Below are 19,040 nucleotides of genomic sequence, written 5' to 3'. Positions count from 1 at the left end.
ATCGTGGACGGCTGGGATACGATGAACTCATTCACTCGCGTGCTTCCGTGATCGTCCACGATCGCGCTGAAACAGCGTCTGCGATCACGTCGAAACGGACGTCCACGATCGCTGAAATGCGCAACATGCTAGATGACGTTCTCGGCGCAGGCAAGCAGAAAGGAAATTGCCATGGCTGACGCCCAAGTAACCTGCATCATCAAACCGAATCCGCAGAGCCCCCACGAGCACATCACCCACGTGGGCAACCCCGCTCAGAACTGGATGTGGACGCGCGAGAAGGTCATCGAGAGCATCGAGGCGAAGACGAACACATTCTTCGTGCTCGAACCCGGCACCGGCAAGCGCGCCGACATCGGGGTCGTGCGCGAGCCCGGGAAGGCTCCGTATCTGCGGACTTACGCTGACGGCAAGTGGAACAACAACCTCTTGTCGCTCAGCCAGTGCCCCGTGAGGGCTGCCTGACATGGCCGCGCATAAGAAGCCCGGCCAAAGCACTGGCAACCAGGGCGGCATCTACCAGCAGGTGGGTCCGCAGGGCGGCAAGAAGCCGAACTACGCGACGGTGCCGGACAACAAGCCGCTGCCGCCGACCACCAAACCCGGCGACGGGTGGGTGCCGGTGAAGGTCACGCCGACCAGCAACCGCTGATCTACGTCAGGCTCGCGCGCTGCCGCGGGCGACGCGGCCGATCACGAACGGAGGCCCGGCCAGCGCCGGGCCTTTGCGCGTCCATCACTACCTGAGCCGTAGAACGGTCGTGGCTGGCGATCGCGTGTTCCTGTCCAGTCGCGGCGTCGGGTGCGGCTTGCCTAGTGCAAGCCAGCTATAGATCCATCCCCGCCCCCCGCGCCCGCAACCACTCCTTGCGCTCACGGTAGTCCGGCAGCACCTTGTCCACCTCGTTCCAGAACAGCTCCGTGTGGTCACGATGGTGCAAGTGGCAAAGCTCGTGGACAACGATGTAGTCGATGATCTTCGGCGGAGCCATCAGGCACTTCCAATGAAAGTGCAGCCCGCCACCCGACAGGCTGCTGGCCCAGCGGTACCCCAGCTCCTTCACTTGTAGCGGGCCGGGCTGCACGCCGACGCGCGGTGCGAAGTGCTCGACGCGCTGCTTCAGGCGAACCCTGCCGCGCGTGATGTAGAAGTCGCGGAAGGCCTCGTGTGCGGCGGCCTTGCCGCCCTGGTCAACCACGCTGCGCAACAGGCAAAACCGCCCGTCCCTCAACTTGACGGGCTCGTTCTGCTCGCCTACTAGCAGTAAGCGGTATGCGCCGCCCAGGTAGAGGAAGCTCTCGCCGTTCACCCATTCGCGCACCACGCGGGTCGAGTTCAGGTCACGCCACTCGGCGAGGTTGCGATAGATCCATCGGCGGCGGCTCAGCACCGTGTCGTCCACCTGCTCGGGCGTCATGCGCGCCGGCGGACGCACGGTCACGCAGCCATCGCGCTCGATGACTATGTCTGTAGTCTGCCGCGCGGTGCCTGGCAGAAGCCGATATTCGATGTCCTTGACCTTGCGGACCGTCGATCGAACGTCGGCACTCATGGCTTCCCGGTCTCTCTCAGCAACTCGTCATGACGGTTCTTGGCCAGCTTCATGACCTCCACCGCCACGCGCTCGCGCTGGGCCGCCACGGCCGCCAAACCGGCGCGGCCGATGGTCGATTTGATCTCGCCACGCAAGCGCTTCTGCTTGTCGGCGTTGTGCCAGAAGTCGATGCTACCGATGGTCTCCTGCAGCAACTCGACCAGCTTCTCCATCAGCGCCTTGAACGCCGGCACATCCGCGGCCGGCACACCGGCGATGCCATAGCCGACCTGGGCCAAGTGCTCGTAGAAAGTGCTCGCCTCGCGACCCAGCCCCTCGATGGACTCCTTCCGACCGGCCATGGCCTCCGCGCGCAACTCCTGCAGCTTGTCGACCAGCAAGTCCCATTGGTCGTGGTGGCGCTCGATCAGCGCGTCGACCTTCTCCGAGAGCTTCTTGTAGAAGGCCGGATCTTCGTCATGGTGCACCGTGCAGTGCTTGCGAATGGCGTGTTCCATCTCGCTCGCCTTGGCCTCGTTGTTGCCGCCGGCGTGCTCTTGCAGCCGCTGCAAGAAGTCCTCGGCCAGCAGTTCCACCGGAGGCACCTTGGGGTTGATGCCCAGGCTGATGAGGTGCTCGTTGATCAGCGCCTTCACCTTTTCGCCGGCGTTGCCCAGTTGCAGGCTGGTGTCCTTGTAGCGCTCCTTGGCCACCTGCAGGATGTAGCCGAAGCGCTTGGCCGGCACGCGAAACGGCTGCGCTGATGCATGCGGCAGGATGATGTCCATGCTCATCAGGAACTTCTTCAGGTACACCTCGAAGTCTGCGCGGTAGCGTTCATCGGCCAGGGCCTTCACGGCGGCGTGCACCACCGCGGCGTCCTGTTGCAGGTTTCCCGACTTGCCGTTTGCGAAGGCCTCGATGCCGGCCACGCCCTTGGCGCTGAAGTGCTGCAGCAGGCGCTGGTAGCGCTCTTCCAGCACGGGCAGCTCAGTGGTGATGTTCTTCAGGCCGTCGTGCAGCTCCTGGAGCTCGTCGGTGGCGGTGTAGAGCGTGAGCGCCTCGGTCAGATGGTTGGCCAGGCCGATGTAGTCGACGATGTAGCCGCGCTGCTTTCCGCGCTTCACGCGGTTGGTGCGCGCAATGGCCTGCAGCAGCGTGTGCTCTCGCAGCCGCTTGTCGATGTACATCACCTGCTCGATCGGCGCGTCGAAGCCCGTCAACAGAATGTCGCACACGATCAGGAACGCAATGCCGGTGTTGATCTGGTCCGGGTCGTCGAGATCGAAGCCCTTGCAGAAGTTCTCCACCGCGTTCAGCCGGGCGGCCTGCTTGCGGGCCCAAGTGATGTAGGCCGCCTCATTGGTGCCGTCGGACGACACCACAACGGCGGTCTTCAGGAAGGCCAGCTTGCGCACGAGTTCGGCATCGGGCGCCGGCTTGGCCCTCTCGGCGGCCAGGCGCTCCGCAATGGCGGCCTCGATTCCCTGCTGGTAGCGCACGCAGGCTAGCTTGGAGTGGCACACCACCTGGGCCTTGAAGCCGTTGGGCAGGATGTTGTCCACGTAGTGCCGCACCAAGTCGCGCGAGATGGCATCGATGCCCGCCTGAGCCTCTAGGATGTCGCCTGTGGCACCGTACTTTTTACGGATGGCGGCCAGCTCCTCCTCGCTGCGGTCACGAAAGAGGTCTTCGAACTTCTCGTCGAAGGCGTGCTTCTCGTTCAACGCGCTGTCGGCGGTGCGCCCTTCGTACAAGATCTGCAGCGTGGCGCCGTCGTTCACCGCGTCCAACAGCTTGTATGTGTCGATGTACTCGCCGAAGCGCTTGTGGGTCTTGCGTTCGCCATGCCGCTCGGTGATCAACGGTGTGCCGGTAAAGGCGAGACGCGCCGCATTCGGAAAGGCCTCGAACAGGTTCTCGCCCAAGTCCGAACTCTGCGTGCGATGAGCCTCATCGATTATCAGCACGATTTGATCGCTGGTGTTCACGACGCCGAAGGTCTTGCCCCCCGGAATGGCGCGGTAGGTACCCAGCGCCTCGGCCACTGTATTGCTGAGCACCTGCTCGCGCTCCTGGAACTTGTGGACCATCACCATGTTGAGGTCCGAGCTGTCCGTGGCCAGGTGCTGGCGCAGCTCCTGCGTGCTGCCGATCACATTGACGCGGCCGCCGATCAAGGTGGCGGTTTCGCCAAGCTGTTCTTCCAGGTCCTGCCGGTCGTTGACCAGCACGATCTTGAAGTCGTTCAGGTCGGTGCTGGCGCGCAGCATTCGTGCCACGAACACCATGGTGAGCGACTTGCCCGAGCCCTGCGTGTGCCAAACCACGCCGCTGCGCTCCTGCGCCCTGCGCCCGGCACGCAGACGCTGCACGATCTTGCTCGCGGCACGGAACTGCTGGTAGCGGCACACCACCTTCACTCGCGTGCCGGCATCGGTGTCCATGAACACGGTGCAGGTGCGCAGCATCTGCAGCAGGTTCGTCGGCGTCAGCATGCCGGCCACGAGCTGCTGCTGCGCGTTCATTCCGGCCAGGCCTGCGTCCCTGGCCGGGTGCAGCGTCTTCCATGCATAGAAGTGCTCTTCGCCCGAGCTGATGCTGCCGTAGTCAGCCTCCGGGCCGGACGTACGGATGAGCAGCAGGTTGGAGTGGAAGAGCCGCGGCTCGCCTTCCTTCAGGCCCGCGGCCTCGGTCTCGGCACGGCGGCGCATGTAGCGCTGCAGTTGGACAAAGGCTTCCTGCATCGGGTTGGCGCAGGTGGCCGAACCCTTCTTGCACTCCACCACTGCCAGCGGGATGCCGTTCACGAACAGCACGATGTCCGGCACGATGCACTCGCGCACACATCCGGGCGTCGCGATGCGGAACTGGTTGATGGCGTGGAAGCGGTTGCGCTCGGGGTGCTGGAAGTCGATGAGCTTGACCACCGGGTCCACCTCGCCGGTGACCTCGTTCACGTCCACCTGCGCCTTGAGCAGCAGCTCGTGCACCGCCTGGTTGGCCTCCAGCAGCGCGCGCTGCGGCTGTCGGAAGAGCTGGGCCTCCAGCTCGTCGAGCTGCCGGTCGGTGAGCCAGCTCGTTCCATCAGGCAGCCGGTTGATCGAACGCACCGACTCGCGGAACACATCGGCCAGCCACCACGTGCGAAAGCTGCTGCGCAGGCTGCGCGACGGGTCATGAGGCAGCTCCGGACCTTGGTCGATGACCGTCCAGCCCTGCGCGGCAAGCTGCTTCAGGAACGGTTGCTCGACCTCGATGTACTCGCTCATTGCCGAGACCCGTGCGACTGTTCTTGCAGCCATTGCCGACCGCGGGCAGACAGACGGTAGCGTTGTTTGCTGCTTCGAGGTTTGTCCGGGAGCGTCATTTCGAGGAGGCCACTGGTCAGCGCGGGACGCAGATAGGCGGCACGGAAGTGGTCTTCGTGCCGCAGGCCCAAGGCCTCCTGCATGTCCTGGCGTGTCATTTCGCCGATCATGGCGCGCAGCAGGCGTGCGACTTCCCCGGTGACTTCCCCGGTGACTTCCCCGGTGACTTGATCGGTAGCGGCATTCGGCGCCGTCGCCAATGGGTGAACCGGCAGCCGGATCAAGTAAGCCGTGCGGTCATCATCAGTCTCGAATTGCGGCGGCGGCGAACCGTTGGCGGCCATCGCCTTCAAGATCTTGGGCACGCCCGTGCTGCGCCCCTCAGTCAGCTCCAGCTCCTTCAGGAACTCGCCGATGCGGCGGTTGCGGTAGCGGCGGCTCACGGCACGGCCGACCCGGAAGTCTTCCATGCGGATGGATCGGTCCGGCCCGGGAAAGCTCAGGATCGCCAGCTCCTCGCGGCTGATGCGCACTTCGATCGGCTCGCGCTCCTCGTACGAGCGGTGGTACACCGCGTTGACCAGGGCCTCCTCGATCGCGGCGTAGGGGTAGTTCCACACCCGGGTGGCTTCGGCCCGGTCGGGGTGCTTCAGCACGGTCTCGTGGAGGAAGTTGCGCTGAATGTAGCCCAGTGCCTCGCGCGTCATGCGCGCCAGCGGGCCCTTGAACACCTTCTCTTCGAAGCGGTCGCCGCCCTCGCCTTCGGGGAACCACACCACGTCGATCTGCGTGTAGGGGAAGAAGCGGTCCGGCGTCTCGTTGAAGAACAGCAGCCCCACGTTCTTGGGCCAGGGTGATTCGCTCCGCCGCCCACCACGTTCATCTGCCGCCCCAGGGCTTCGAGCGACATCGCCGGCGCATCGTCAGCCAACGCGCTGCGCACCTCACGCAGGTAGTCCAGCATCAGCGCCGGCGACAGGTCGGTCACACGCGCCTGCTGGGCCAGGCGGTCGTCCCACGGCACGTTGGCGGCCAGACTCAGCAGTTCCTGCTCGTCTTCGCCCTTGGCCTCCACCGTGCTGCTGTAGCGGCGGATGTAGTAGTGCCAGGTCTTGTGCTTGGCCGACACCGATGCCGGCGCCTTGTACGGGCGATTCATGCCACCGGGCACCTGAAGCACGATCAGCTTGCGTCCCTCGATGACCTCCACGCTCAAGAGCGGAAAGTACGGCGGCTGGATGAGCTGGCAAGCAGCCAACAGCTCCTGCTGGATCTTGTCGATCTGGTTCTCAGCCAGCCCTTCGGGCGGGAAGACGGGTTGCCCGTTGGCATCGCAGCCCTGCCCGATCACCACATAACCACCGCCGAGGTTGGCGAAGTCGTTGGCAAAGGCGCAGATCGTTCGCAGCGTGGCGTCGGGGTTCCAGCCCGCCTTGTATTCGATTCGCTCCCCCTCGACCGTGCGCTGACGCAGCAGGTCTTGCAGGTTGATGGGGAGCTTGGTGGGCATGGCGGCCGTGGCGTTCAGGCGAGGGCGGGTTCCAGAGTGGCGTCGGCGAGCTTGACAAGAACTCTGCCGGTGAGGAGGTCTTGCATGAGGCCGAGCTTCTGATACCTCAGTTTTTGGAGAGAACCTTCCAGCGCCCCTATCGTCTCGCTGGCTGCATCGAGTCGAGACGCAATGAGCTCTTGCTCTCCAAACGGCGGAAATGGAAGAGGTACATCCTTGATAAAGGCGACGCCCAGCGTTGGCACTCCCGAATTCGAGTTCATCGTTCGGTCGATGTACTTCAACACCCAACTCGATCTTGCGGCCCAGAGCAACCAAGAAGCGTGACATCGCCCACCGAGCGGTTTTAGGAGCACGACGGTATGACTGAAAACTTTTGGCTCATCACCATATCGCCGCGCCAGCCCGATCTGCCCTTTCCGCGCGAACACCACATCCGTCCGGGAGAAACGACATCGAACGTTTTGCTCACGGAAGGTCGACAGCGGGACGCGCGATGCGTGTGAAAGATCGATGCCGTCCTCCCCAACAAAGTTCTCGGTGGAAGCGATTGGAATTCCGTCAACTGTCGGAGGTGGGTAACGGTGCGATGGATTTGGGTCAACAACTTCCACGCATTCCGACAATCGAAACACTCTCCAATCACGGGGCACATCACCGACCTCCGTCCGTTCGAAGCGAAATGGGTCTTCGGTGATCGATGGACGCAAACTACCGTCCGGCAGCATGCCTCGAGTAAACAGGTCATGCATCAGCCCAGCCTTGATCTGCTGGTGCTTCTCGATCAGCGCTTCAGTCGCTCCGATCGCGTTGTCGAGACCGGTGAGGATGGCAGCGATGCGCTTCTGCTGCTGCAGCGGCGCCAGTCGAATCGGCGTCTCGGCAAGAGTTCGGTTGGACAGCCCATAACGCGTCGATCCCGTGGCGCGCTGAGCGAAGTAGATCGCTGACGCAGCGAGGCTCAGTTGCTTCGATAGGTAGACAGGTTCGACGACCGACTGGATGGGGCGAATCTGCGCCAGGTGGTACCCACAGACCAAGTTGTCGATTTCGTCTGTCACTGCGGCGGGAATGCCAATGTCGTCAGGCGTCTCGGAGTCCTTAGTAATCAACACATCGCCCTTAGCGACCCGAAATCGCTGAATCTCCGCCGCAGTGGCGGTTGCCTCCATGAACGGCAAGTCGGGTCGAATGTAGTCATTCGAGTAGACGTCCATGTAGTTGCAGAGCCGGACTGGCAGCTCCGAGAGCAACGTCTTCTTATCGACGTTGCTCACTCGGATGTCCGCCACATCGCGGAGTGGGACGACCTTCCAGTCACTCATACCCCAACTCCGCAAGGTAGCCCGTCAGCTTCGCCGTTGCTGCAGCCCGCGTAGCCTCCAACTGCCTTGCCGTCACTGCGTACTTGCCCCACAGGTTCTCCAGCGCCACCACGCAATCCCGCTGGTCGGCCCTCAGGTACTGCCGGTAGCTCTCCATCAACACCGCCTCCAGCCGCCGCAGGATCACCTGCCGCGCCTCGGCCGGGCTGATCTTCTGTCGCGCCCGCTCCACGAGTTCGTCGCGGTTCTTCTCGGTGCCCTTGATCTGCGCCTTCAGCGACTTGGCCTCGTCTTCCAGCTTCCTGTGTTGCGCTAACACCGCCTCCAGGCGCTGGGCTTCGGCCTGGTGGGCCTTCCAGTCGCCGAAGCTCGTGTCTCGCTTGGCCAGCTTCATCTGGCCCTTGGCTTCCTTGAGCTGAGCCTTCAACTCCTTCACCTGCTCGGGCGGCAGCACGCCGGTGCCCTCGGTGTCTTCGAAGTCCTCTTCACCCGCGGCAGCGAACAGGGCTTGCAGTTCCGCCAGCCGCCCGTGCTGCTGCTCCAGCTCGGCCAGCACCTGCGGAAACTGGCTTTGCAGGATGTCTTTATCGGGAATCAGCTCGGCGCCCCAGCCGCTGGCCGCAATGGACTTGAAGTCGGACGACAGCTGCTTGAAGTAGTTGGCAAAGGCCCCGCGCACCTGGTAGCGCGTGAGCAAGTTCTGGCCGCCGAACGTACGCTCTATGCCTTTGAGCAAAGTAGCGCGCAGCGCATAGACGTTGCGCACCGTGCCGTACTGGTTGTCGGCATCCGGCGCCAGCGCATCGATCACCGGCAGGTGGGTCTGCCACCAGGCCTGCAACTGCGCCATGAAGTTGGCCTGGCGTTGCTGAACACCAGGGTACGCGGCCACGTGCGCAGCGATGGCGCGCTTGTTGGCCAGAGCGGGGCTGAAATCGGCATATACACCATCGGCCCGTGGCACGAAGCAGCTGTCGCGCAGACCGGCGTAGTTGGCCCAGAAGTGCTCCAGCGCGTCGATCTCGGCCAGCGGCACGCCGCCATGCAGGTGCGCGCGCACATCGTGTGGCTCGGGCGGCGGCGCGTTGTCAACGTAGCGCCGGATGTTGCAGTTGTAGTCCTCGCCCACGATCTCGGCATAGGGCACGCGGCGCGCGTAGGCCGGCACGTCCTGCCCGGCACGGTAGACATGCACGATCTTGTCGATGTCTTCCGGCCGCAGGTGGTTCTGTGCCTTGCCTTCGCGGTACTCGCGGTCTGCGTTGATGAACAGGGCATGGTCACGCGTGTCGGCGCCGGCCTTGTTCAGCACCAGGATGCAGGCCGGAATGCCGGTGCCGTAGAACAGGTTGGCCGGCAAGCCGATCACCGCCTCCAGCACGCGTCGCTCAATGAAGTGGCGCCGCACCTCGCGCTCCTCGCCGCCGCGGAACAGCACGCCGTGCGGCATCACCGTGGCCAGCTTGCCATCGGCTTTCAGCACCGCCAGCCTGTGCTGCACGAACATCAGGTCGGCCTTCTTGCCCTTCTCGGGTAGCCACACCGGGAAGCGGCCGGGGAACTTGATGTCCTTCTTGATGTAGTTCTGGCTGAATGGCGGGTTGGCCAGCACGCGGTCGAAGCGCTTGAGCTGGTTGTCCTCATCCAGGTGCTGCGGCTCGCGGAGGGTGTCCTGCTGGCGAATGTCGGCATCGGGGATGCCGTGCAGCAGCATGTTCATCTTGCAGATGGACCAGGTGGTGCCCATCTTTTCCTGTCCAAACAGCGCCACGTTGCCGGCCTTGCGGCCGTGCTCGCGCATGTAGTCGCGAACCTGGATCAGCATGCCGCCGGAGCCGCAGGTGGGGTCGTAGATGCGCATGCCCTCCTGCGGATCGCACAGCTCCACGCACACGCGCACCACCTCGGCCGGGGTGTAAAACTCGCCGGCCTTCTTGCCGGCCTGGTCGGCAAAGTCCTTCAGCAGGTATTCGTAGGCCGCGCCCAGCAGGTCGGGGAACTCGAAGTCTTCATCCCGCAGCGGGATCTTGTCGAAGTTCTGGATGAAGTTGACGAGCGTGTCGTCGTCCAACGTGGTCTGGCCGATCTTCCGGTTGAAGTTGATGGTGCCCTTGAGCACGTCCTGCAGGGCATCGGGGTTGGCATCTTCCAGCGCTTCGAGCGCCTTGTTCAGCGCCGTGCCAACGTTCTCCTTCACGTGCCGCAGCGCGGGGCGCTGCTGACCGTTTTCGTCGATCCAAGGCGTGTTCCAGCGGGCGGGCGGGGGCACGTAAAAGTACTGCCCAGAGTACTGGTCCGGGTCTTCGAGCTGAACCTCGATGGCAGCGGGCGACAGACCGTCGCGCTCGCCTTCGGCACGGATCTGCGCTTGCCGCTGGTCGAAGAGGTCGCTGGCCCGCTTGAGGAACAGCATGCCGAAGACGTATTCCTTGTACTCGCTGGCGTCCATGTTGCCGCGCAGGTCGTCGCACGCAGTCAACAGCAGTTGTTCGAGCCGAGCCAGGGTCAGGCGTTGATGAGGCATTTGCAGATCAGGGATGGATGCGGCGTGTTGCTTGGATGCGGGAGTCGCGCCTCGGTGTGGAGCGGCCTCCGCTTCAGAAAGTTGTCACTTGCGAGCTGACTTGGCGCCGGCGCGGCCCGCGGCCTTCGCTGGCGTCGAGGAGATGCCGTGCTGGCTGCAGTAGCTCAGCACCATCACCTCCAGCATTGAAGCTACGCTCCGCCGCTCCGTTTGGGCGGCAGCGGCCAGGGCAGCCTTGACATCGGGGGCAACGCGGGCGCTGACGACCTCGGTCTTCGTGACGGCCACGGCGGAACTCCTGTGTGAAAAACGCTAGCGGTCTGCAAGGTTAACGCACCGCGAGCCATCGACGCCTCGGAGTTCTACTGTCCAGAGACAGCCCTGGGCGCCCCTGGGCCGCTCGCAGGGTCCTCTTGAGGTCGGTCACGGCAAGCACCTTGATCCGCCGTCCGTTGGCCAGGCTGTCGCTGAAAAAAATTGAGGCTTCAGACCTCGTTGATGGTTCGGCGATGGTGCAGCGGCACCCGCTCGAGCTCACGCGCTTCTTGCCTCGACGCTTGCGCACTGCGAGATCCGCGAGACGGTACAGCCGAGATACCGGCTTGCCGTTGATCTGCGTGCCCTCGGGATGGATCAAGTCGGCGATCCGCCGGTAGCCGAACCGTCGCCGCTCGTGGGCAAGCGCCACGATTCGCTCGCTCATGCCGCCGTCGAGCTGAGCTCGCCGCGGTGGATGGCGCAAGCTGTCTCTGGCCAGCTCCACCAGGGCACACGCCCGCCGTTCACTGATCCGGGTTGCTTCCAACATCTTGCCCACCGCGCGTCGCTTCGCCGGTGGGCTAAGCGCTTTACGCCGAAGGCCACCTTCAGCGCTTTGTTGTCCAGGGCGGCCTCGGCGTGAAGCTTCTTCAGCCGCGTGTTCTCAGCCTCGAGCTCGCGCAGCCGCTTGGCGTCGCTGGCTTCCATGCCGCCGAACTTCGCTCGCCACTTGTAGAACGTGGCGCTGCTGAAGCCTTCCTTGCGGCACAACCCGCGACGCTCACCCCAGCGTCAGCCTGCCGGATGAACCCGATGATCTGTTCGTCGGTGTACCTGCTCTTGCGCATCGCGCTTCCTTTCGGTTGTGCCGATTTTGTTCGCTTCGCGTGGTACGCCTCTTGGGGAGCAGATCATGCCGCCCAAAGGTCCAGTGACCATCCTCCAACGCGGGCCGACGAACGGCAGCTTTGGATCGAAGCGGCCGCTCACGCGCGGAGGACGCGCGTCACCTTGCAGTCTGAAGCCGTCCTCGAACGGCGCCCAACAGAGGCTATTCGCAACCGTGATCGCGTGGGTGACGCCTACGCCGCGGGACACTTGCTCACAGCCTGGTACGCTCTTCGGCAGGCACGACAAAGTGCCCCCAGTCGTTCATCATGCGTGCACGCTTGCGGTAGAGATCGCCGCGCCTATACGCCGCTTCGACCTTGTCTCCAATGGCATGGGCGAGGGCCATCTCTACCACCTCGTTCGGGTACTCGGTGTGCTCCGCACACCAGTCGCGGAAGGTGCTTCTGAAGCCATGCACCGTGGCGTTGATGTGCATGCGCCGCAACACCGTGGACAAGCTCATGTCCGACAGCGGCCCACGCATGCCTGGAAATACCCGCTCGGAGCCTTCCGTACGCCGCAGCCCGCCCAGCACCTCGAGCGCCGCTTCCGAGAGGGGCACCCGGTGCTCGCGGCCGTCCTTCATCCTCACTGCCGGGATCACCCAATCCCGCGTTCCAAGTCGACCTCCGACCAGGTGACACCGCGCACCTCACCGGAGCGCGCTGCCGTGAGGATGGCGAACTCCAGCGCCCTCGCCGCGACGCCATGTTGCCGACGGATTTGCGACATGACCTCTGCCACCTGCTCGACTGGCACTGCAGCGTGATGCCGAACCTTTGCCACCTTGGCTGCCTTCGGTAAAGCCGCATCGAGGTTGCCTCGCCATAGCGCGGGATTCGGGCTCTCGCGCAACCCTCTGGCTGCAGCAAAGTCGAGCACAAGTTCGATGCGAGACCGGACGCGGCTCGCCGTTTCCGTTTTCGCCATCCAGATCGGCTCGAGTATTCGGATGATGTGCTCGGTACCAATATTGCGCACTGCGAGGTCGCCGATCACGGGCTCCGCATAGGTCCGCAGCGTTGCGCCCCACTGCGCCACGTGCTTCGGGTTCCGCCACCCGGGCGAGTGCTGGCGGATGTAGTGGGCGGCTATCTCCGCAAAGGTCTGCTGTGCGCGCCGTTCGGCCGTGGCAGCGCTGCGCGCGCTACTCCTTGCGACGATCGGATCGCGGCCTTGTTGGCCGTGCGCTCGCTGTTCCCGCGCCAGCTCCCTGGCGGCAGCCAGGGTGACACCCGTAGGCGCCGAGGCCCATCTCCCGAGATCCTGAGGCGAAGCACCCAACTCTTCGTTACTGAGGCGGAAACTTGGAGCGCAAGGCCCACCCTGCCGACGCTCCAGCGTCCCGGCATGTTCAACCGGCGCACCTCGAGCGGCGACAACTCCCGGGCTTTACGCGGCATCTCTACCGCTCACCTACCCGTCACCGTAGCGAGATCTTGAAGGACTATGCGAGAGGTCCGGGGACTGTTTGGTTGAGCGCCCTCCAATGAAAAAGGCCCCTGGAGAGGGGCCCTTACACGATCGCTTGGCGGAGCCGGAGTCTGTCAAGACCCATTGTCGCGCTTGAAGTTTCTGGAGTCCGTAGCGCGCATTCGCCGGTTTGTCCGCCTGGATTCAGAGCGCCCCCGGCGCCCGAGCGCGCTGGCTCAGTTTGGACGCCAAGTACGGATTTGCCCCGAAGCAGTGAACCACAGAGCCTGCACAATCGGAGCGACGCGCTGTCCCCGCCCGGCCCAAGCGCTTATCCACTGCAGGAACTCGGCCCCAACATGCTTTCACCAATTCAGTTCTTCCGCTGCATGTCGGTGCTGGTGCTGTGCACCCTGCTCGCCTCGTGCGGGGGCGGCGACGGGGGCGACGGGGCCGGCGGCTCCGGGGGTGGGACAGGTGGCGGCGGTGGTAGTGCGGCGGCCGCGGTCCTCGTGTCGATCTCGATTGCTCCTGTGCTGCCGGCAACTGGCGTCGGCATTGACACGCAGCTTGTAGCAACCGCCACCTACAGCGACGCCACGACGGCCGATGTCACTGCCCAAGTGCAGTGGAGTTCGAGCGCGCCGAACGTGGCCCGCGTCAACGCTGCCAGTGGCTTAGTGACGGGCGTGGCGCTCGGTCGGTCGACGGTCACGGCACGCTCGGGCACGCTGACGACGTCCACCGACCTGATGGTGACCGCCGATCGCTGGACGCCCGGAGCCACCATGCTTTATCCGCATGTCAACCATATGGCAATCGTGCTCCGCGATGGCAGGGTGCTCGTGGCGGGTGGCGGTACTGCGGACGCCGAGCTGTACGACCCGGTTAAGGACCGCTGGTCGCCGGCCGGCCGGATGACGACGGTTCGAACCTTGCCGTCCGCGAGCTTGCTTGGCGACGGCAAGGTGCTGGTGACGGGCGGCTTCGGCGCAGCAGGTCAGCATCTCGCCAGCTCCGAGATCTTCGATCCGACGACTGCGACCTGGTCAGCTGCCGGTGCCATGTCGACCGCCCGCTTTCGACCGGTCGACGTCACGCTGCCTGACGGCAAGGTGCTGTTCGCGGGCGGGGCGGTGCCTTCGCCGCTGGCCGAGCTATTCGATCCCGTCTTGGGGAGTTGGTCGGCCGCTGGATCGCTGACCCGGTTTCGGTACGCGCATTCCGCGACCCTCCTCCCGGACGGCCGTGTCTTGGTCGTCGGCGGCCTTGATGGCGGCGATCCGACGATTCCGAGGAGCCCGAGCGTTCCGGCCGGCAGGTCGGAAATATTTGACCCCGTGACCCTGACCTGGAGCCTGGGCCCCACAAGCCTGACGCCGCGATTCGCCCACCGGGCGATCGCGGTCGCCGGCGGAGGCATCCTAGTCCTCGGCGGCGGCGTCGGGGCTAACACGACCGCAGGCGTAACGATGGCGGAGCTGTTCGACCCGGTGAGCAGCACATGGCTCCCGGCCGGGACCATGACGCGCGGCCGCTACGCCTTACCCACTGCGACGCGGATGCGGGATGGCCGCGTCATCGTCACGGCTGGCGGCTTCGACGCGGCCGACAACATCACCGCCGAGGCATGGGACCCCGCGACCCGTTCGTGGCGCCCGCTCGCCAACATGTCGGTGGCTCGCGACGGGCATGCAGCCGTTCTGCTTACCAACGGCAAGCTGCTCGTCACCGGCGGCTTTGGCGGTGGCGTAGATCGATCCGTCGAACTGTATTGGTAGGGAATCGGCGGACCTAGCAACGGCCGAGCATCGCCTTGACGCTTGGCGACGAGCACGGCCACGACCGATAAACCACTACCGGAGCGGTCGACGGCGGCGTCCGGCGGGCCGGCTCTAGAGTTCACAGTAAGCCGTGCCGTGGCGCTCCTCTCGGCTCGCGAGGTCCGGCTCGGCGCCCGGGTGCCGCGCGAGCGCGTCGGCCTCGGTCATGCGGTACCGCGTCAGCCGACGTTTGCCGGTGACCCCGTCGGTGATCCACCAGCGGTAGAGGATGAGAGGTTCAGCCATCGCGTCGGCATCGTAGTGTGCAAGCCTGCGGCCAAATTAGGAGCTAAGCCTCGCGAAGATTGCACAGCACGAGCCAAAACTTGCGGCCCACGTCGACCAGCGAAGCCAGGGCGGCTAGATGGGCAGGAACTATGGCGCCTCTCGTCCACCCTGGGATCTCGAAGCCAAGTGCGAGCGTAAAGCCCAGAAGCAGGCACAGGAGAAACGTCGCACAGCTAGCGAAGACGGTGTGCAGCAGATCCTTGTAGTGTCCCGTCTGCCGCATCATTCGCACCAGGTGTGTGTGATTGATGCTTGCGAGCACCGCAAGTGCTGCAAGCAGGAAGCCCAGCATGGTTGCGCTGACTGAGGCGACGGTGCCGCCGACGGTCAGAAGCGCTCCTGGCTCCGCCACTGTCACAGTGACGCCGCCCCAGCGGCAAACGGCAGCGCTCGCCACAAGTACCAGAACGGGAATGAGCGCAGGCGACACAGCAAGCCTGTGCTTATTCGCCGGGCTCCGGCGCCCCGACGTAATCCCGATGGTTGTCATAGGCTTGCTCCAATGCTTGATAGACCTCAGCGGGGATCGGGTAACGCCCGATCACGCTCACCTTGATCGTCGTCTTCAGCGGGGCCATAAACAGCTCCACGGGCTCGCTGTCGTCAGTCAGGCGCACCCGAACTTTCTCCACGCCGACCTCACCCACAAGCCGGCGCACCATCCGATTCGCCGCGCCGGTTAGGCCACTCCCGCGCTGCGCACGAAGCACGAACTTCGCCTGCGCTGCATGCACGTTCTCCATCATGTCGAAGGCATGCTGCGTCCAAGCTGGGGAAGATTGCCCCAGGCTCGGGGGCCGGTCATACGAGAAGCTGACCTCGTAGACCTCGCGCTCGAGCACCTCAGCAAGCTCCGCCTCATTCATGATCTGGGGCAGCTCGACGTAGTCGTCAAGAACCTGCGCCAGGTATTGCTGAGCTCTCGAAAGTCCCCCGGCAGTTCGGTTCGTCTGCCATACCAAAACGTTTCGTCGCTCGCGGTACAGGAAATGGCATTTGTCGATGATTCGATCGCCTTCCTGCAGGTCGATTTCACGCTCCTGATCCCGTACAGCGTCGACAATGTGTGGCGCATCGTCCCTGAGCCGACCAAATACCCCCTTCCACACACGTCCGGTTCGCTCAAGGTTCCTCACCTGATAGCCTTCACCGCCCAGTTCGATCGGTGGCAGGTTGGGACCAAACTGCTCGTACGCCTCCCGCAGCGCTTGCGCGATGCTTCCACCTTGCTGCCCCATAGAGGTGCGTGCAAAGTAAACCTTGTATGACTTCTCGGCCATTGCCTCCTCCAACCGGGGAGGCTAGCCGCCGCGACGCCCCCCAAGCCTCGGGGTTTCACAGGGTGTACGTGCCGCGCGACGTTCAGGCGCTATGCTCTCCTGCTAGGCGAGAGCTCGCCACACTTCGCCGCTATCCACTAGAGCTCGGCGGACCAGCCGGCGGACTGAGAATCCGCACGCGCCCAAGTGCTTGTGAGCCAAAGCGCTGCGGCGGACGGTACCTCCGCCCAGGGGTGCCCGTAAGGCCGTGGTGAGCCTGAACGATGCTTCTTGCGCACGCGTTGTGCGCGTCAGGGAAGCAGCACATGAAAATCTCGTTGCACTCGTTCGTCGCCGTCACCGGTGAGCACGTCGAATACGCTCGCGTCGTCGTCCAGCGCGGCCGCCTTACCCAGTGCTGGACCATGATGCTCGACCGGCTCACGCCGGCGCAGCTGAGGGCCTGTCGGGCACGGCCGCCGCGAGCATCAAGGCCCGGCCGAACCTCAGACGTGCGCCGCAGCGCTCCGCAACGCATCTAGCAACCCGCCGAGGTCACCGGCCGCGACTGCGACGCCGCGCCGCGTCGGCGCAGGCTCTCCGCCGTCGCACGTCACCCATAGCCGCACGTCGACCACGCGCTCGCCGCGCCACGTCAGCACGCGCACCCGGACCTCGCCGCCCTCGCCTTTCGGCAGCCGCGCGATCGTGACGACATCCTTCGGCTCGTCTCGACGCGCGGCCCTGGCTGGCCGTGCTGCCTTCGGCGCGCGGTTCCCCCGATCGATGAGCGCGTCGAGCTGCTGCAGCAGGCCATCCATGTCGCGGAGCGTGCGTGCCCAGTCCTTGCGCCGCCCGGCCTCTGGAAGGCCGGCGAGGGCATCGCGGTCGGCCGCGAGGGCATTGCGCCGCTCCCGGAGCTGCGCAAGCCTCTCCGGGCTTGCCAAACCCCGACGCGCCGCCTCATCAGCCATACCAGGGGTCAGCGGCAGTGCCGCCCCACACGGGCTTTCCAGTCGACTTCCAGCCCTTGGCGGCCGCGCTGACGCTGGTCAGCAGGGACGAGCCCCCGTTGATGTAGCCGGCCGTTGCCGCCTGCCCACCGCGCATGCGGGAGAGCCGCGCGTCAGCCTCAAGGTAGCGTCCTCGATTCCCCCCGCTGAGGATGACGGTCAAGGCATCCTCCTCGCCGCGGGTGTCGATGTCGGTCTGTATCTGCTCGGCAGTGCCCGCGGACACATCCACGCCCGACGCGGCCAGAGCTGCCACGGCCGCGCTGCGCTGCTCCTTGGCTGCCTTGCGGATCTTCGCCGCCTCGACCATGGCGGCGCCCCTTGCGGCCTCCGCGTCCGCCTCCGCCTGGTCTGCCGCGCGATCCGCCATCTTCTCCTGCTGCTGGCCGCTGTAGACCGCGGCACCTGCCGAGATCAGGCCGCCGGCGATCAGCGCTGCGGTTTCAATGCCCATGGTGGACCTCCTTGGTGAACAGGGCACCGCTCCGCGCGTAGCCCTGGGATTCGTAGAACCGGGACGTAGCCTCGACGTCCAGGCCGGTCGTGATGCCGAGCCGCACCTCGACGGCACCGCGTGCCTTGCACCATTGCTCGAAGCACCCGAGCAGGCGCGCCGCGGTGATCCCGTGGCGGTGCGCTGGGTCGACGAAGAACGACACGTCATACCCGTGCAGGCTGTGCCCGAACCAGTGCTCGGTAACGCCGCCGGCGATGCCGCCGACGATCTGCTCGTTGCGAGTGGCAACGTAGACCACCCCGCCCTCGATCACGCGCGCCAGCACCCCGGCGACCTTCTCGCGGTCGAACGACAGCGGCGCGTAGCTCGAGAGCGCGTGCAACCGCTCGCCGAGCCCGACGAGCGCGGGGACGTCCGCGAGGGTGCCGGGCCGGATGCTCACGTGCGTGCGGCTTCGATCGCGAGGTAATCGGCGCGGCTGCGCCAGAACGGCCGGTGCGGGGGCGGCGCGACCGCGGCCTGGAGCACCGCCGCGTATAGGGGCTCGTCGTGCGTGATTGGCGCCGGCAGCATGGCCTGCACCTCACGCAGGTGCGAATGGTCGAAGCCGGCGCCCGAGCTGCTGAACGATCGCGGCGAGACGCTCTGATAGGCCATCTGACGCGCGCGCTCGGCGTCGGCGAGCTCCCGGAGCCGATCTGCGAACACCCGCGCCGCTTGCACCGCTGATTCGAGCGCCTCCTCGCGCCGATCGCGGTACGGCACGAGCGATGAGCCCACCTCGGCTGTGAGCGCCTGCAGGTGCCGCTGCGTGGCCACTGCCAGGCGCGCCGATGCTTGCTGCTGGGCCACGATCAGAGCGCCCAGCCGCTGACGGGCGCGCGCCAGGTCGTCATAGATCGCCGCGAGCGCTGCGCCGCCGTCGGCGGTGCCCTCGAGCCGAGCAGCCTCGAGCGTGCTGCTGGCGATCTTGGTCTCGAGGTCGGCGACCTCGCCCGAGATCCGCTCGAGCTCGGCCTGCGCCGTGTCGACGTCGGCACGAGCGGTGTCGCCCGCCGTCATACGCGCTTCTCCGGCTCGGCCTGGTAGCCGGCCATCGGATCGACGTACCAACCGGCGTCGGTCAGGATCGCGGCGACCGGTAGGCCTCGGGCCTTGTCGGTCTCGACCATGGCCTTGGCCTGCTCCATCGTGGGCAGCGGCTTCGCGTCCGCGGGTTTGGCGCCGCTCTGCAGCGAGGCATTGGCCATGGCGACGCCGACGCGCTTGGCGATGAGGGCATCGAGCTCCGCGACGCTCATGGTGACGGTGTGCGAGCCGTTCTCGGTGCTGCGGGTGCCCTTGGTCTCGGGAACGCCGGGCACCGACACGGGCGTGCGGCTGCGGCTCGGGGGGCGGGGTTGGGTCTCGTCGGTCATGGTGTGCCTTTCAGG

Annotated in this window: 20 protein-coding genes and 1 pseudogene; 3 read left to right on the top strand and 18 right to left on the bottom strand. The window is 65.3% G+C overall.

The genetic code is table 11. The annotated features are described in order from the left end of the window. Positions 1–171: 171 nt before the first annotated feature. Together HQN59_RS18035 and HQN59_RS18030 are read left to right on the top strand one after the other, a co-directional pair. Entirely contained in the window at positions 172–465 is a 294-nt protein-coding gene (locus tag HQN59_RS18035; protein WP_176070501.1) for a DUF3892 domain-containing protein, read from the top strand. 1 nt (position 466) lies between these two features. Then, positions 467–652: a hypothetical protein gene (locus tag HQN59_RS18030; protein WP_176070500.1), complete on the top strand. Its 186-nt coding sequence runs from the start codon at positions 467–469 to the stop codon at positions 650–652. A gap of 175 nt (positions 653–827) precedes the next feature. On the opposite strand, the gene HQN59_RS18025 is transcribed toward HQN59_RS18030, so the two are convergent. From HQN59_RS18025 to HQN59_RS27060, 10 genes and pseudogenes are all read right to left on the bottom strand, one after another. Continuing rightward, positions 828–1,553, bottom strand: a complete 726-nt coding sequence (locus HQN59_RS18025) for a M48 family metallopeptidase (protein ID WP_176070499.1) — start codon at positions 1,551–1,553, stop codon at positions 828–830. Then, complete coding sequence (locus HQN59_RS18020) at positions 1,550–4,807, bottom strand: type I restriction endonuclease subunit R (protein ID WP_176070498.1); 3,258 nt, start codon at positions 4,805–4,807, stop codon at positions 1,550–1,552. The genes HQN59_RS18025 and HQN59_RS18020 overlap by 4 nt, the downstream gene beginning before the upstream one ends. After that, a complete protein-coding gene (locus HQN59_RS25825) occupies positions 4,804–5,553 on the bottom strand; it encodes a Fic family protein (RefSeq protein ID WP_246295007.1) in 750 nt (249 codons plus the stop codon). The genes HQN59_RS18020 and HQN59_RS25825 overlap by 4 nt, the downstream gene beginning before the upstream one ends. Next, complete coding sequence (locus HQN59_RS26220; RefSeq protein ID WP_246294988.1) at positions 5,550–6,356, bottom strand: AlbA family DNA-binding domain-containing protein; 807 nt, start codon at positions 6,354–6,356, stop codon at positions 5,550–5,552. The genes HQN59_RS25825 and HQN59_RS26220 overlap by 4 nt, the downstream gene beginning before the upstream one ends. Before the next feature lie 14 nt (positions 6,357–6,370). Further along, positions 6,371–7,681 (bottom strand): restriction endonuclease subunit S, encoded by a 1,311-nt coding sequence (locus tag HQN59_RS18010; RefSeq protein WP_176070497.1) that lies wholly within the window; start codon positions 7,679–7,681, stop codon positions 6,371–6,373. Next, positions 7,674–10,205, bottom strand: a complete 2,532-nt coding sequence (locus HQN59_RS18005) for a type I restriction-modification system subunit M (RefSeq protein WP_176070496.1) — start codon at positions 10,203–10,205, stop codon at positions 7,674–7,676. The genes HQN59_RS18010 and HQN59_RS18005 overlap by 8 nt, the downstream gene beginning before the upstream one ends. Positions 10,206–10,289: 84 nt before the next feature. Beyond that, positions 10,290–10,493: a hypothetical protein gene (locus tag HQN59_RS18000; protein ID WP_176070495.1), complete on the bottom strand. Its 204-nt coding sequence runs from the start codon at positions 10,491–10,493 to the stop codon at positions 10,290–10,292. Positions 10,494–10,754: 261 nt separating this feature from the next. Continuing rightward, positions 10,755–11,311: pseudogene (locus tag HQN59_RS27065) on the bottom strand (transposase); the annotation flags it as partial. A gap of 254 nt (positions 11,312–11,565) precedes the next feature. Next, on the bottom strand, positions 11,566–11,940 hold the full coding sequence (locus tag HQN59_RS26865) for a tyrosine-type recombinase/integrase (RefSeq protein WP_342451242.1): 375 nt from the start codon (positions 11,938–11,940) through the stop codon (positions 11,566–11,568). A 14-nt stretch (positions 11,941–11,954) separates the two neighbouring features. After that, a complete protein-coding gene (locus tag HQN59_RS27060) occupies positions 11,955–12,638 on the bottom strand; it encodes a tyrosine-type recombinase/integrase (RefSeq protein WP_425342742.1) in 684 nt (227 codons plus the stop codon). A gap of 488 nt (positions 12,639–13,126) precedes the next feature. On the opposite strand from HQN59_RS27060, the gene HQN59_RS17980 reads away from it, so the two are divergent. Beyond that, a complete protein-coding gene (locus HQN59_RS17980) occupies positions 13,127–14,548 on the top strand; it encodes an Ig-like domain-containing protein (protein ID WP_176070492.1) in 1,422 nt (473 codons plus the stop codon). A gap of 114 nt (positions 14,549–14,662) precedes the next feature. Here HQN59_RS17980 and HQN59_RS17975 read toward each other — a convergent pair whose 3' ends face one another. The 8 genes from HQN59_RS17975 to HQN59_RS17940 form a co-directional block, all read right to left on the bottom strand. Then, a complete protein-coding gene (locus tag HQN59_RS17975) occupies positions 14,663–14,836 on the bottom strand; it encodes a hypothetical protein (RefSeq protein WP_176070491.1) in 174 nt (57 codons plus the stop codon). 43 nt (positions 14,837–14,879) lie between these two features. After that, complete coding sequence (locus HQN59_RS17970; protein WP_176070490.1) at positions 14,880–15,308, bottom strand: hypothetical protein; 429 nt, start codon at positions 15,306–15,308, stop codon at positions 14,880–14,882. Positions 15,309–15,321: 13 nt separating this feature from the next. After that, positions 15,322–16,158, bottom strand: a complete 837-nt coding sequence (locus HQN59_RS17965) for a DUF6731 family protein (RefSeq protein WP_176070489.1) — start codon at positions 16,156–16,158, stop codon at positions 15,322–15,324. 485 nt (positions 16,159–16,643) lie between these two features. Continuing rightward, positions 16,644–17,111, bottom strand: a complete 468-nt coding sequence (locus HQN59_RS17960) for a PC4/YdbC family ssDNA-binding protein (protein WP_176070488.1) — start codon at positions 17,109–17,111, stop codon at positions 16,644–16,646. After that, a complete protein-coding gene (locus HQN59_RS17955) occupies positions 17,104–17,604 on the bottom strand; it encodes a hypothetical protein (RefSeq protein WP_176070487.1) in 501 nt (166 codons plus the stop codon). Before HQN59_RS17955 ends, HQN59_RS17960 begins: the two co-directional genes overlap by 8 nt. Beyond that, positions 17,594–18,049, bottom strand: coding sequence for a GNAT family N-acetyltransferase (locus tag HQN59_RS17950; RefSeq protein WP_176070486.1), 456 nt, complete (start codon positions 18,047–18,049; stop codon positions 17,594–17,596). Before HQN59_RS17950 ends, HQN59_RS17955 begins: the two co-directional genes overlap by 11 nt. Further along, a complete protein-coding gene (locus tag HQN59_RS17945) occupies positions 18,046–18,669 on the bottom strand; it encodes a hypothetical protein (protein WP_176070485.1) in 624 nt (207 codons plus the stop codon). The genes HQN59_RS17950 and HQN59_RS17945 overlap by 4 nt, the downstream gene beginning before the upstream one ends. Further along, complete coding sequence (locus HQN59_RS17940; RefSeq protein WP_176070484.1) at positions 18,666–19,025, bottom strand: hypothetical protein; 360 nt, start codon at positions 19,023–19,025, stop codon at positions 18,666–18,668. The genes HQN59_RS17945 and HQN59_RS17940 overlap by 4 nt, the downstream gene beginning before the upstream one ends. Positions 19,026–19,040: the final 15 nt, after the last annotated feature.

The organism is Rhizobacter koreensis, from assembly GCF_013366375.1.
In the GTDB taxonomy this organism is placed as follows: domain Bacteria; phylum Pseudomonadota; class Gammaproteobacteria; order Burkholderiales; family Burkholderiaceae_C; genus Schlegelella_A; species Schlegelella_A koreensis.
Note: the sequence above shows the minus strand (reverse complement) of the source record. Positions and strands in the feature narration are given on the sequence as shown.